This is a genomic window from Streptomyces sp. NPDC002851, assembly GCF_053591935.1.
In genome coordinates this window covers 127,087-140,777 of record NZ_JBSFUT010000008.1, presented here as the reverse complement: position 1 = coordinate 140,777, position 13,691 = coordinate 127,087, and the positions used below count along the sequence as shown (strand labels likewise).

Here is a 13,691-nt window from a genome sequence, read left to right as displayed (position 1 = left end):
TGTGGTGACGGGAAGTTCGGGCCGGGTCGGATCGGCCCTGGCGGCGGCCTTCGACGCGGCCGGCTGGGTGGTCCGCGGCGTGGACCGGGTGCCCGGCTGTTGGACGAGTGTCGTCGGAGACCTCAGGGATCGGCGCGTGCGGTGGGGCGCATTGCCGTCGGCTGATGTCCTGGTCCATGCCGCCGCCTTGCACGCCCCGCACGTCGGACGCCTGACCGATGAAGAGTTCCGCGCCGTGAACGTCGATGTGACCGCGGAATTGCTCGAGGACGCTGCCCGCCTCGACGTCCGGCGTGTTCTCTACATCAGCAGTACGAGCGTCTACGGACACGCCTTGGTGCCCACCGACCGCGCGGTCTGGGTGGACGAGCAACTCACGCCGCTTCCCCGGGACATCTACGACGAGACCAAGCTGGCCGCCGAGGATCTGGTCGCCGCCTGCGGCGTGCCCTCGGTCACGCTGCGCATAGCGCGATGCTTTCCGGAGCCGCTGCCTGTGCTGGCCCGCCACCTGCTGCACCGGGCGGTCGACGTGGCCGATGTCGCGACGGCGGGGGTCCTGGCCGCGACGCACGCCACCGTGACCGGCACGTTCAACATCTCCGGGCCGCACCTGTTTCACCGAGAGGACTGCCTTGCCCTTCACCACGACGCGGGCGCGGTCCTCGCCGGTCGGGCTCCGGACGTCTTCGAGGCATTCCGTGACCACGGGTGGCCGGTGCCCGATCGCCTGGACCGGGTGTACGACTCGACCGCCGCCGCGAACGCCTTCGGATACCGCCCTGTTCGCGGAGTCCGGCAACTACTGAGCGATGCCGCAGACGGGCAGAGCGCATGAGTGATCCGACGGCAGCCCCGCGTGGGCGCAGCGAGCCATCCTTGGAGCAGCGGTTTACTGAGGCCATGACGGAACGGCGCAGTGCGGGACTGCTGCTCTACCGCAGGACGGCAGACGGTACGGAGGTGCTGCTCGGGCACATGGGCGGGCCTTTCTGGGCGCACCGCGACGCGGGCGCCTGGTCGATTCCCAAGGGCGAGTACGAGCCGGACGAACAGCCGATGGCCGCCGCGCGCCGGGAGTTCGAGGAGGAGTTGGGCCTGGCGCCACCCCAGGGCGCCTATCTGCCGCTGGGCGAGACGCGGCAGTCGAACGGCAAGGTTGTCACCGTGTGGGCAGTGGAAGGGGATCTCGACCCGGACCAGATCGTGCCCGGCACCTTCTCGATGGAGTGGCCCAAAGGGTCGGGATCCCTCAGGGAGTTCCCTGAGATCGACCGGGTCGCATGGTTCGTTCCGGAGGCAGCGGCCGGGAAACTGGTGAAGGGGCAAGCGGTCTTCCTGGCGCGCCTGCTGGAACGCCTGAACGCCTGATGGGCTGAGCCCCTGAGCCCCTGAGCGCCGCTGCCGCTGCCGCCCGGGCCGATGCCCTCGGCCTGCCGTTCCTCGGGCGGGTTCGACGGCATCCGGTGGCGGACAGCCCGGTACGCCGTGCCCTCGGGGGCCCACTTTTCCCGCCGTGGCGGATCTTCATCTGTTGTTAACTGACCGTGTCGAGACCGTACTTGACCGTAATCGAGTGCTGGCTGTTGACTGCCAGATCCCGGCGCCGACCTGAAAGCACTTCATGACTGCGAAGAGTTCGGACCTGCTCGCCCCACTCGACCTTGCCTTCTGGCACATCGAGACCCCCGAACACCCCATGCATCTCGGTGCGTTGGGTGTGTTCACGGCCGATGGGCCCGGTGCGGCCAAGCATGCCCACGAGTTGCTCGCGACGCGTGCGGCGGGGGTGCCGGGCCTGCGCATGCGGATAGCCGGTGTGCTCGTACCCGTGGGCGGCGCGGCCCGGGTGCCCGCCACCGGATTCGACCCGTTGGAGCACGTCCGGCTCGGCGAGCCCGTGGACGACTTCCACGCGGCGGCCGGGGCTCTGATGGAGCGGCCCCTGGACCGGACGCGTCCACCGTGGGAAGCGCATGTGCTGCCGTCGGTGGACGGTGGCTCCTTCGCCGTGCTGTTCAAGTTCCATCACGCCCTCGCCGACGGGCTGCGCGCCCTGGCGCTGGCCGCCGCCGTCCTTGACCCGACGGACCTCCCGGCCGCGAAGGCGCCCCGGCAGGAGCCCGAGCCGCAGCGGTGGCCGCGGCTGCCGTTCCTCGGCATGCGCGACGTCACCCTGAAAGACCTCGAGCCCGGGCGGTACTCGGATCACGTGCGCTCGGTCGTGGGCGATGCCACGCGGGCTCTTTCCATCGGCGCGTCCGTGGCCCGGGCCAGCTGGGACGTGCGCACATCACCCGCGCTCACCTCGCGGGGCGGGGGCACCCGGCGCACCGCCGGCGTGGTGCTCGACCTGGACGACGTCCACCGGATCCGGAAGACCGTCGGCGGTACCGTCAACGACGTGCTGATCGCGGTCGTGGCCGGGGCCGTGCGGCGCTGGCTCGACGAGCGAGGCGACGGCAGCGACGGGGTGGAGCCGCGCGCCCTGATCCCCGTCTCGCGCCGCCGTCCGCGCACCGCCCACCCACAGGGCAACCGGCTCTCCGGATACGTGGTCAGACTGCCCGTCGCCGAGGCGGACCCCGTCGAGCGGCTGCGTACCGTGCGGGCCGCGATGGACCGGCGCAAGGACCACGGGCCGAACCGCGGCGCCGGGGCCGTGGCGCTCCTCGCCGACCATGTGCCGCCGCTCGGGCACCGGTTCGGCGGGGGATTGGTCGGGCGCGGCGCACGGCTGCTCTTCGACCTGCTTGTCACCAGTGTGCCGCTGCCCAGCCTCGGTCTGACGCTGGGCGGCTGCCCGCTGACCGAGGTCTTCCCGCTGGCACCGCTGGCCCAGGGGCAGTCGCTGGCCGTGGCCGTCTCCACGTATCGCGGAAGCGTGCACTACGGGCTCGTCGCCGACGCGGAGTCCGTCCCGGATCTGGATGTGCTCGCCCGCGCGGTGTCCGAGGAGGCGGATTCGCTGGTCAGCGCCTGCGCTCCGTGACGCCCCTCGGCCAGGGGAGCCCGGTCAACGTGCGGTCGGGCTCGACCCGGTCTTCGACCCGGTCAACGTCGGCATCAAGGGAGCCGCCTTCAGGGAGTCCTGCCTCCGGCCGCTCGCGTTACACCACGGGGGACATGATCGATATCACAGGGGCGGATGGCGTTCGCTGACCCGCGAAGACTCCCCACGGGTACGCACGGCCCGTACATTTCACACCCACCGTGTTACTCCACCGACGTTGAGGATTCGGATGTTCAGCAAAGTTCTCGTGGCCAACCGGGGTGAGATCGCGATCCGGGCGTTCCGGGCCGCGTTCGAGTCGGGGATCTCTACGGTGGCGGTGTTCCCGCACGAGGACCGCAACTCGTTGCACCGGGCGAAGGCCGACGAGTCGTACCTGATCGGGGAGCGCGGCCACCCCGTGCGGGCGTACCTGTCGGTCGACGAGGTGGTCCGGGCCGCGCGCAAGGCCGGTGCGGACGCGGTCTACCCCGGCTACGGCTTCCTGTCGGAGAACCCCGACCTGGCCGCTGCCTGCGCGGATGCCGGCATCACGTTCATCGGCCCGCCCGCGGACGTGCTGCACCTGACGGGCAACAAGTCGCGCGCGGTCGCGGCGGCGCGCGAGGCCGGGGTGCCCGTCCTGGCGTCGTCCGAGCCGTCCACGGACGTGGAGGGGCTGCTGACCGCGGCCGGTGATGTGGGGTTCCCGCTGTTCGTCAAGGCGGTCGCCGGTGGCGGGGGCCGCGGTATGCGGCGCGTCGCGCAGCCCGGGGAACTGCGTGAGGCCATCGTGGCGGCGATGCGCGAGGCGGAGTCCGCCTTCGGTGACGGCACCGTGTTCCTCGAGCAGGCGGTGGTGAACCCGCGCCATATCGAGGTGCAGATACTCGCCGACGGCGCCGGAAACGTCGTCCACCTCTACGAGCGGGACTGCTCGGTGCAGCGCCGCCACCAGAAGGTCGTCGAGATCGCCCCGGCCCCGAACCTGGACCCGCAGCTGCGGGAGCGGATCTGCGCCGACGCCGTCGCCTTCGCCCGCCACATCGGATACGTCAACGCGGGCACGGTCGAGTTCCTGGTCGACGAGCGCGGCAACCACGTATTCATCGAAATGAACCCGCGGATCCAGGTGGAACACACGGTGACCGAGCAGGTCACCGGCCGGGACCTGGTGATGGCGCAGCTGCGGATCGCGTCCGGCGCCACCCTGCCCGAGCTCGGCCTCACCCAGGACGACATCGTCCTGTCCGGCGCCGCCCTGCAATGCCGTATCACCACCGAGGACCCCGCCAACGGATTCCGGCCCGACACCGGCACCATCTCCGCCTACCGCTCCCCGGGCGGCCCCGGCGTCCGCCTCGACGGCGGCACCGTCCACACGGGTGCCCAGGTCAGCGCCCACTTCGACTCGATGCTGGTGAAGCTGACCTGCCACGGCCACGATTTCGCGGGCGCCGCGAGCAGGGCCCGCCGCGCCATCGCGGAGTTCCGTATCCGCGGAGTCTCCACGAACCTGCCCTTCCTGGCCGCGGTCCTCGACGACCCGGACTTCCAGGCCGGGCACGTCACCACCAGCTTCATCGACGAACGGCCCCAGCTCCTGCGGGCCCGCCCTCCGGCCGACCGGGGCAGCCGCATCCTGCACTACCTCGCCGAGACCACCGTCAACAAGCCGCACGGGCCGCGACCTGTGGTCGTCGAGCCCGTCGACAAGCTCCCCTCCACCAACCTCTCCGATGCGCCCTCACAGGGCTCCCGGCAGCGCCTCGCCGCGCTCGGCCCCGAAGCTTTCGCCGCCGAGCTGCGGCAGCAGAGCGCGGTCGCGGTCACGGACACCACGTTCCGCGACGCGCATCAGTCGCTGCTCGCCACCCGGGTGCGGACCCGGGACCTGCTCGCTGTCGCTCCCCATGTCGCCCGCACGGCACCGCAGTTGCTGAGCCTGGAGTGCTGGGGCGGTGCGACCTACGACGTCGCGCTGCGCTTCCTGGCGGAGGATCCGTGGGAGCGGCTCGCGCTGCTGCGTGAGTCGGCGCCGAACATCTGCACCCAGATGCTGCTGCGCGGCCGCAACACCGTCGGCTACACGCCCTACCCGACGGAGGTCACCGACGCGTTCGTCGCCGAGGCCGCCGCCACCGGCATGGACATCTTCCGCATCTTCGACGCGCTCAACGACGTCTCGCAGATGCGCCCGGCCATCGACGCGGTACGGGCGACCGGGACCGCGCTGGCCGAGGTGGCCCTGTGCTACACCGGCGACCTGTCCGATCCGGCCGAGCAGCTCTACACCCTCGATTACTACCTGCGCCTCGCCGAGCAGATCGTCGAGGCCGGTGCACACGTCCTGGCGATCAAGGACATGGCGGGGCTGCTGCGTCCCCCGGCGGCGAGGAAGCTGGTCACCGCGCTGCGGGAACGCTTCGACCTGCCGGTGCACCTGCACACCCACGACACCGCGGGCGGACAGCTGGCCACCCTCATCGCGGCGATCGACGCCGGAGTCGACGCCGTCGACGCGGCGGTCGCGTCGATGTCGGGTACGACGAGCCAGCCCTCGCTGTCCGCCCTGGTCGCCGCCACCGACCACACCGACCGGGCCACCGGACTGTCCCTGCAGGCCGTCGCCGACCTCGAGCCCTACTGGGAGGCCGTACGCAGGGTCTACCGGCCGTTCGAGTCCGGCCTGGCCTCGCCCACCGGACGCGTCTACCACCACGAGATCCCCGGCGGGCAGCTCTCCAACCTGCGCCAGCAGGCGCTCGCGCTCGGGCTCGGCGACCGGTTCGAGCTGATCGAGGACTGCTACGCCGCCGCCGACGACATGCTGGGCCGCCTGGTGAAGGTCACCCCGTCCTCCAAGGTCGTAGGCGATCTCGCACTCCACCTGGTCGGTGCCGGAGTCGAGGCGCGCGACTTCGCGTCCGACCCGGCCAAGTTCGACCTGCCGGACTCGGTGATCGGATTCCTGCGCGGCGAACTGGGCGACCCGCCCGGAGGCTGGCCGGAGCCCTTCCGGACCCGCGCCCTCGAGGGCCGTCCCGCGCAGGCCGAGCCGCCACAGCTCTCCGGCGACGACCGGCGTGGGCTGCGCGATACGCGACGGGCCACGCTGAACCGGCTGCTGTTCCCCGCACCGACCAAGGCGTACGACACCCACCGCGAGACCTATGGCGACACCTCGGTGCTCTCGACGAAGGACTTCTTCTACGGCCTGGAACCCGACACCGAGCACACCGTCACTCTGGGTCAGGGCGTGAACCTGCTGATCGAGCTGGAGGCGATCTCCGAGCCCGACGAGCGCGGCTACCGCACGGTCCTTGCCACCCTGAACGGTCAGCTTCGCCCGGTGTCCGTGCGTGACACCTCGATCGCCACCGACGTCAAGGTCGCGGAGAAGGCCGACCGCGGCGACGACCGTCACGTCGCCGCCCCCTTCGCCGGGGTCGTCACCCTGCAGGTCGAAGAAGGGGCATCCGTCGAGGCCGGGCAGACCGTCGCCACCATCGAGGCCATGAAGATGGAAGCCACCATCACCACCCAACGCGGCGGCACCGTCGCCCGCTTGGCGATCGGCGCCATTCAGCAGGTCGAGGGAGGCGACCTGTTGCTCGAGGTCCGCTGATCCGCCTGATCGGCGGCGGGCTGGCTGCTGACCACAGCAGTGATCGCGGGGGTGTCGCGGGTACGACGGGAATGATTCCGACGGCAGGTTGGTTGTACGAAGTGGTCGCAGTTTTATGTGTGTGTTTGTGTTCATCGCATGCTCGCAGAGAACGATGTTGCGGGCGCGAAGCTTGCCTTCCAGGTTGCTGGAGCAGCCGCGTCGTGAACCGGCCGGGATCTCGCACCGTGTGAGTCCCCTCAACCAGCCCCTGTAAGGAGCAACAATGACTCAGGGAACCGTGAAGTGGTTCAACGCCGAGAAGGGCTTTGGCTTCATCGCCCAGGAAGGTGGCGGCCCGGACGTCTTCGTGCACTACTCGGAGATCGACAGCTCGGGCTACCGCAGCCTGGAGGAGAACCAGAAGGTGGAGTTCGACGTCGTGCAGGGCCCCAAGGGCCCGCAGGCTTCGCACGTCCGCGCGCTGTAAGTACCCTGACAGGCCAAGCCTGCCACGGCTGACATGACAGAAGAGGGCCAGCACCGGGAAGGTGCTGGCCCTCTTCCTGTCCCTGGCCTCTTCCCGTCTCCCTGGGGTTATGCGGGGTCGATGCGGTTGATGCTGCCGCCGAGGTTGAGTACGTAGAGTTCGCCGTTGCTGTTCTGGGCGAAGGCGACGACCTCGCCGCCCTTGCTGCTTGCCGGGGCCCAGTCGATCTCTTCCCAGGCGCTCTGGCCGACGTCGCCGATGAGGAGGTCGCCGCCGTTGTGGTTGGCGTAGGGCTGGGTCTGGGTGAGGACGGTCCGTCCCGCCGCTGCCGATCCCCCTGCCGCGCATCCCCCGCGACGACATGGGCGCCGAGCAGCAGCCCGACTGGCGCTACCCCAGCTACTACGACGTGACGGGCACCAACTGCCTGCCCAACGTGTGGGGTTACGTCACCGACGCCGCGCACAAGGAGAACGCGCGGACCATGAAGTACGAGGTGTACCGGCAGGTCAAGGAACTGGTCACCCAGTACGGGACGATTGACGAACTGTGGTGGGGCGGCGGCTGGCCCGGCCAGCAGCGTGCGGGTCACCGTCACCGGACTGCCCGCGGACACGTGGGCATCCCTCCGCAACTGGAGGCGTACGACCGGCTCTTCGCGGCCGCCTGAGCCCCGACCGCTACCGGTCGGAAACCTCAGATCTCACGCAAATCTTGCTGTGCGCCATTGCTGGCCTGCACGGACGCTGTCAGGGTTCGATCATTCCCTCAACGCAGGTCACCGGAGGCTCCCTTGGCTGTCCGTCGTGCCGTCGTCGCAGTTGTGTCCGCAACGGCGCTCCTCATCCCCGTCCTGACGTCCACCAGCGCCACCGGTGCTCCGGCCGGAGCACCGGCCGCCGGTGGCGGTAGCGGTAGCGGTGGCTCCGGGCTTCAACCGCCGGACAAGCAGGCCGTCGCCGTCGGTAGCGGAGGTGCGGTCTCCAGCGTGAATCCGTATGCCTCGCAGGCCGGAATGAACGTGCTGCGCCACGGCGGCAACGCGGTCGATGCAGCGGTGGCCACCGCGGCCGCGCTCGGTGTGGTCGAGCCGTACTCGGCGGGTATCGGAGGCGGCGGGTACTTCGTGTACTACGACGCCAGGACCGGGAAGACCCGCACCATCGACGGCCGGGAGACCGCCCCGGCGAAGATGCGCTCCGATTCCTTCGTCGACCCCTCGACCGGCAAGCCCATACCCTTCCAGGAAGCGGTCAACTCGGGCCTGTCCGTGGGCGTCCCGGGCACCCCCGCCACGTGGGAGAAGGCCCTGAAGGACTGGGGCACGGTGCCGCTGGCGTCGGCCCTGCGTCCGGCCACCCGCCTCGCCGACGAAGGCTTCGTCGTCAACGACGAGTTCCGCGCCCAGACCAAGCTCAACGAGGACCGCTTCCGCGACTTCACCTCCACCGCCGAGCTGTTCCTTCCCCACGGCGAACTCCCCGTCGTCGGCTCCCGTTTCCGCAACCCCGGCCTCGCCCGGACCTACCGCGAGCTCGCGCGTGACGGTGTCGGCGCGCTCTACCACGGTGACATCGGGCGCGACGTCGTACAGACCGTCAAGAAGCCGCCGGTGGACCCGAGTTCCGAACGTCGGGTCCGCCCCGGGCTGATGGAGCAGAGCGACCTCGCCGACTATGAGACCGTACGGCGCGACCCGACCCACACCACGTACCGCGGCGTTGACGTCTACTCCATGGCGCCGTCCTCGTCCGGTGGGACCACCGTCGGCGAGGCGCTGAACATCCTGGAGAACTTCGACCTGTCGGCTGCCGACAAGAGCCAGGCGCTCCACCACTACGTGGAGGCAAGCCGGATCGCCTTCGCCGACCGCAACCGCTGGGTCGGCGACCCGGCCTTCTCGGACGTACCCACCAAGGAACTGTTGTCCAAGGAGTTCGCCAAGGACCGCGCCTGCCTGATCCGCCCCGACGCCGCACTGACCAGCCCACTGGCGTCAGCCGACCCACGCAACCCGGGCTCCGGCTGCAAGCAGGGCACCGGCAGCAAGGAGCCGTACGAGGGGCCCTCCACCACCCACCTGGTGACCGCGGACCGCTGGGGCAACGTCGTCTCGTACACCCTGACCATCGAGCAGACCGGCGGCTCGGCCATCACCGTGCCCGGACGGGGCTTCCTGCTCAACAACGAGCTGACGGACTTCGACTTCACGCCGCTGACCGAGGGCGTGCCGGACCCGAACCTGCCCGGCCCCGGCAAGCGCCCCCGCAGCAGCATGTCGCCGACGATCGTGCTGCACGACGGCAAGCCGCTGCTCGCCGTCGGCTCGCCCGGCGGGGCCACGATCATCACCACGGTCCTTCAGACCCTCGTCAACCGGTTCGACCTGGACATGCCGCTGCCGCAGGCGGTCGCCGCGCCGCGCATCTCGCAGCGGAACCGGGCGGCGACCCAAGCCGAACCGGCCTTCCTCGACTCGCCCGAGCGCACGGCACTGGAACGCCTGGGACACCGCTTCGTCCCGGCCCCGGAAACCTTCACTCCGTCCCCGGAGATCGGGGCAGTGGCGGCCCTTGAGTTCCTGCCCGACGGCAGGCTCCAGGTGGTCGCCGAGCCGAAGCGCCGGGGCGGGGGCTCCGCGATGGTGCTGCACGAGAGCGACTGACCTTGCGGGCGGCGCTCGGCCCTGCGTTCGCCGGGCGCCGCCTGTGGTGCCCGCGACCCATATGGCCACGGCGATGCCCGAGCCACCGTTGGCGTCCGGTGCGGGGCATGGCCATCATGGGAGTCATGATCGGGTCAGACGCCGAGGGCGCGAACGGCGGCGGCACCGGGGATGTTCCGCTGCCCGCCCTTCGGGAGGACTGGCAGCGGTGTCTCGCGGTGGTCGCGCATCCGGACGACATCGAGTACGGCACCGCGGCCGCCGTCGCCCGCTGGACCGCGCAGGGCAAGCAGGTCGCGTATCTGCTCGCCACCCGCGGCGAGGCGGGCATCGACGGGATGCACCCCGATCGTGCGGGGCCGCTGCGGGAGGGCGAGGAGCGGGCCGGGGCCCGTGAAGTCGGTGTGACGGACGTCGAGTTCCTCGACCACCGGGACGGTGTCGTCGAGTACGGCCTTCCGCTCCGCCGTGACCTGGTGCGGGCGATGCGCCGGTTCAGGCCCGAGGTCGTGGTGTCCGGGGCCTTCACCGTCAGGATGTTCGGCGGCCTCACCAACCAGGCCGACCACCGCGCGGTGGGTCTGGCGGCCCTGGACGCCGCCCGCGACGCGGGCAACCGGTGGATCTTCCCCGACCTCGCCGACGAGGGTCTCACGCCCTGGGACGGGGTGCGGTACGTCTGCTTCGCCGGTGCCGAACGCCCCACGCACGGCGTCGACGTGACCGGCGAGCCGGTGGAGCGGGGCATCGCGTCGCTCGCGGCGCACGCCGAGTACACCAAGGGTTTGGGCAGTGCCGGTTTCGAGCCGCGGCCCTTTCTGACCTGGCTGGCCCGGATGGGCGGCCGGTCCCTCGGCGTGGAGTCCGCGGTGCTCTTCGACGTGCACACGCTGCGCCAGGAAGGCCCGCTGCCCTGGGAGTGACCCCCGCTCGGAGTGCGCACACGGCGCGGGACTCAGGACCAAGGCAAGATATGGCCGTATCGCCGTACACATGCCGCATGCACTCACTGATGCGCCGTTAGAACCCCTTTCGATTGAGGGAAGTTCACGCTGGAACTGTTGGCGCTCGAACTCCCCTTCCGGAGGCGCTCCTGGAAGCCGCCGCGCATCGCCTCCTGGTGCGGGTACGCGAAGTTCTGGATCCACACCAAGTACCGCCGGGGCCTGAAGACCGACTCCGCCGCGCAGTCCATGCTCAACCGCTGCTCCTACTGAACCGGCTCCGCGGGGCGCTCCGGCGGTGGTTCCAGCACGGGGCCTGTCGCTGTCCGTCGGCGAGTTGGATCAGGCGTCACCGGTCTCGTCGTCGGTGCCGTCCTCCTGCCCCGCGTCCGGGCCCTGGGCGCGCACGCGCTGGACGTGGTCGAGCGACTCGCGTAGTTCGGTCAGCCAGTCGTCGGCGTGGCGCTGCACCAGGCGGACGCACCAGGCCAGCGCGTCGCTGCGGCTGCGGGCCACGCCGCCTGCGATCAGTGTGTCGAGCACCTGCCGCTCGGGCTGGCGCAGGCGGGTCATGACGGGGGCCGCGACGTGGGTGAACAGGGCTTGGTGCGCGCCGCATGCCGCCCCCCAGGAGACCTTCCTGCGGAAGCGCTGCTCGGCCTCTTGGGCCACGGCGATGCGGGCCTCGCGGGTGCGCTCCCGGAACTCTTGGATGCGGCCCTTGACGGCCGCCTCCCGTTCGGCCGCCGAGGCGGACTCGGCGAGCCGGGGCTCGGGAATGCGGCCGATGACGGTGATCTCCTCGCGGTCCACTGTCACGTCGAGGACGCTCTCGTAGAGATCTTCTGGCAGGCGGCCGACGAACCAGCCGCGGATCTTCTCGCGCTGCTCCGATGTAATCATGTAATCAGCGTTGCACCAGTGGGAGCGCCTGGCAAGGTGGCCCGACGGTCCGCCTGCCCTTTGTGCGCGTACGCCGCTGCTGCCGCTGCCGCTGCCGCCGCTCACCCGAACCCGGCCTCCGGAGCACACCGGCCCCGGCCCGCGGCAACCTGAGCGCTCATACGCCCTGGTCAGCGCGCCGATATGCGCCCCGGAGACGACAATGGGCCCATGCCAGGACCGATCGAGGACTACGCGTTGATCGGGGACCTGCTGACCGCGGCCCTGGTCCGTGCCGACGGCAGTCTGGACTGGCTGTGCCTGCCCCGCTTCGACTCGCCCGCCTGCTTCGCCGCGCTCCTCGGCGACGAGGGCAACGGCCGCTGGAAGATCGCCCCCACGGAGGCCGCGGCCCGGTCCTGTACCCAGCGTCACTACCGCGGCGACACCCTCGTCCTGGAGACCGAGTGGGAGACCTCCACCGGCTGGGTGCAGCTGACGGACTTCATGCCGGGGCGCGGCGACGGCGCCCCGTGCGTCGTACGGATCGTGGAGGGCATGACCGGCACCGTGCCCCTGCACATGGACCTGCGCCTGCGCTTCGACTACGGCCGCGTGGTGCCCTGGTGGACCGGCACGCAGGAGCGGCTGACCGCCGTCGCCGGGCCCGACGCGGTGTGCCTCGACTCACCGGTCGAGCTGACCGGACAACGGCATGAGGGCGCGCACATCGCCGAGTTCGCGGTCAGGGCGGGTGAGCGGCTCCCGTTCGTCCTGAGTTGGCACCCCTCCCACTTGCCCGTCCCGGACCCCGTGGACCCCTTCGAGGCGCTGCGCGGCACGGAGCGGTTCTGGAACCAGTGGCTGCGCCCCTTCTCGTACGAGGGCCGCTATCGCGACGCCGTCGTACGCTCCCTGATCACGCTGAAGGCCCTCACCTACGAGCCGACCGGCGGCATCGTCGCCGCCCCGACCACCTCGCTGCCCGAACTGCCCGGCGGCGTCCGCAACTGGGACTACCGCTACTGCTGGCTGCGGGACGCCGCGATGACCCTGGAGGCCCTGCTGCGCAGCGGCTTCACCGCAGAGGCCGATGCGTGGCGCGGCTGGCTGGAGCGCGCGGTGGCCGGACGGCCACAGGACCTTCAGATCATGTACGGCATCGGCGGCGAGCGTCGGCTCACGGAGTGGCAGGCGGACTGGCTGCCCGGATACGAGGCGTCCCGCCCGGTGCGCATCGGCAACGCCGCTGTGGGGCAGCAACAGCTGGACGTACCAGGTGAGTTGATGGACACGCTGGCGCTCACGCTGCGGGCCGGGTTGCGGCCGGAGCGCCACCTGCTGTCCCTGCAGCGGGCGTGGCTCGAGCATCTGGAGCAGGTGTGGTCCGGACCGGACCAAGGGCTGTGGGAGATGCGCGGCGCGCCACGGCACTACACCCACTCCAAGGTGATGTGCTGGGTGGCCTTCGACCGGGCGGTGCGGATGGCCGAGCGGCACGGCAGGCCGGGGCCCGTCGACCGGTGGCGCGAGCTCCGGGACCGTATCCACAGTGAGGTCTGCGACCAGGGCTTCGACGCGGTACGCGGCACGTTCACGCAGTCCTACGGCTCGCCCGAACTCGACGCGTCCCTGCTGCTCATCCCGCGGACCGGGTTCCTTCCGCCGGACGATCCGCGGGTGGTGGGCACCGTCGAGGCCGTCCAGCGGGAGCTGGTCGTCGACGGCCTGGTCCGGCGCTATACCGCCGGACGGGCCGGCTCACCGGACGGGCTGACCGGCGGCGAAGGCGCCTTCCTCGGCTGCTCGTTCTGGCTCGCGGACGCGCTACGTCTCATCGGACGCGAGAACGAGGCGCGCGAGCTCTTCGAACACCTGCTGTCCCTGCGCAACGACGTGGGGCTGCTCGCCGAGGAGTACGACCCCCGTGTCCGGCGCCAACTCGGCAACTTCCCGCAGGCGTTCACCCACGTCCCACTGATCCACACCGCGTACGAACTCGACCGTCACGCCACCGACGCCGACCGCACACGAACAGGCCGAACCGGCCGAGCGGGCTGATGGGGCTGATTGGGCTGGTCGGGCTGGTCGGGCGTCAGACGCGTCCCTCC

11 protein-coding genes are annotated in these 13,691 nt (G+C 70.7%); 10 read left to right on the top strand and 1 reads right to left on the bottom strand.

The annotated features are described in order from the left end of the window. The first annotated feature begins 4 nt into the window (after positions 1 to 4). The 9 genes from ACWD10_RS11485 (at position 5) to ACWD10_RS11445 (ending at position 10,971) form a co-directional block, all read left to right on the top strand. A complete protein-coding gene (locus ACWD10_RS11485) occupies positions 5 to 838 on the top strand; it encodes an NAD-dependent epimerase/dehydratase family protein (RefSeq protein ID WP_451089483.1) in 834 nt (277 codons plus the stop codon). A gap of 65 nt (positions 839 to 903) precedes the next feature. Continuing rightward, positions 904 to 1,371: an NUDIX domain-containing protein gene (locus tag ACWD10_RS11480; protein ID WP_451089481.1), complete on the top strand. Its 468-nt coding sequence runs from the start codon at positions 904 to 906 to the stop codon at positions 1,369 to 1,371. A 253-nt stretch (positions 1,372 to 1,624) separates the two neighbouring features. After that, on the top strand, positions 1,625 to 2,992 hold the full coding sequence (locus ACWD10_RS11475; RefSeq protein ID WP_451089479.1) for a wax ester/triacylglycerol synthase family O-acyltransferase: 1,368 nt from the start codon (positions 1,625 to 1,627) through the stop codon (positions 2,990 to 2,992). Positions 2,993 to 3,242: 250 nt separating this feature from the next. Next, on the top strand, positions 3,243 to 6,620 hold the full coding sequence (locus ACWD10_RS11470) for a pyruvate carboxylase (protein ID WP_451089477.1): 3,378 nt from the start codon (positions 3,243 to 3,245) through the stop codon (positions 6,618 to 6,620). Positions 6,621 to 6,885: 265 nt separating this feature from the next. Continuing rightward, positions 6,886 to 7,089, top strand: a complete 204-nt coding sequence (locus tag ACWD10_RS11465) for a cold-shock protein (RefSeq protein WP_451089475.1) — start codon at positions 6,886 to 6,888, stop codon at positions 7,087 to 7,089. A 361-nt stretch (positions 7,090 to 7,450) separates the two neighbouring features. After that, a complete protein-coding gene (locus ACWD10_RS11460; RefSeq protein WP_451089473.1) occupies positions 7,451 to 7,759 on the top strand; it encodes a hypothetical protein in 309 nt (102 codons plus the stop codon). Positions 7,760 to 7,882: 123 nt separating this feature from the next. Continuing rightward, positions 7,883 to 9,754 (top strand): gamma-glutamyltransferase, encoded by a 1,872-nt coding sequence (gene ggt, locus ACWD10_RS11455; RefSeq protein WP_451089471.1) that lies wholly within the window; start codon positions 7,883 to 7,885, stop codon positions 9,752 to 9,754. A 125-nt stretch (positions 9,755 to 9,879) separates the two neighbouring features. Continuing rightward, positions 9,880 to 10,677 (top strand): PIG-L deacetylase family protein, encoded by a 798-nt coding sequence (locus ACWD10_RS11450; RefSeq protein WP_451089469.1) that lies wholly within the window; start codon positions 9,880 to 9,882, stop codon positions 10,675 to 10,677. A 138-nt stretch (positions 10,678 to 10,815) separates the two neighbouring features. Beyond that, entirely contained in the window at positions 10,816 to 10,971 is a 156-nt protein-coding gene (locus ACWD10_RS11445; RefSeq protein WP_451089467.1) for a hypothetical protein, read from the top strand. A 69-nt stretch (positions 10,972 to 11,040) separates the two neighbouring features. Here the strand turns inward: ACWD10_RS11445 and ACWD10_RS11440 are convergent, their stop codons facing one another. Next, complete coding sequence (locus ACWD10_RS11440) at positions 11,041 to 11,601, bottom strand: hypothetical protein (protein ID WP_451089465.1); 561 nt, start codon at positions 11,599 to 11,601, stop codon at positions 11,041 to 11,043. 210 nt (positions 11,602 to 11,811) lie between these two features. On the opposite strand from ACWD10_RS11440, the gene ACWD10_RS11435 reads away from it, so the two are divergent. Next, the gene (locus ACWD10_RS11435) at positions 11,812 to 13,641 is read left to right on the top strand and encodes a glycoside hydrolase family 15 protein (protein WP_451089463.1); all 1,830 of its coding nucleotides are present in this window, start codon (positions 11,812 to 11,814) and stop codon (positions 13,639 to 13,641) included. Positions 13,642 to 13,691 lie beyond the last annotated feature (50 nt).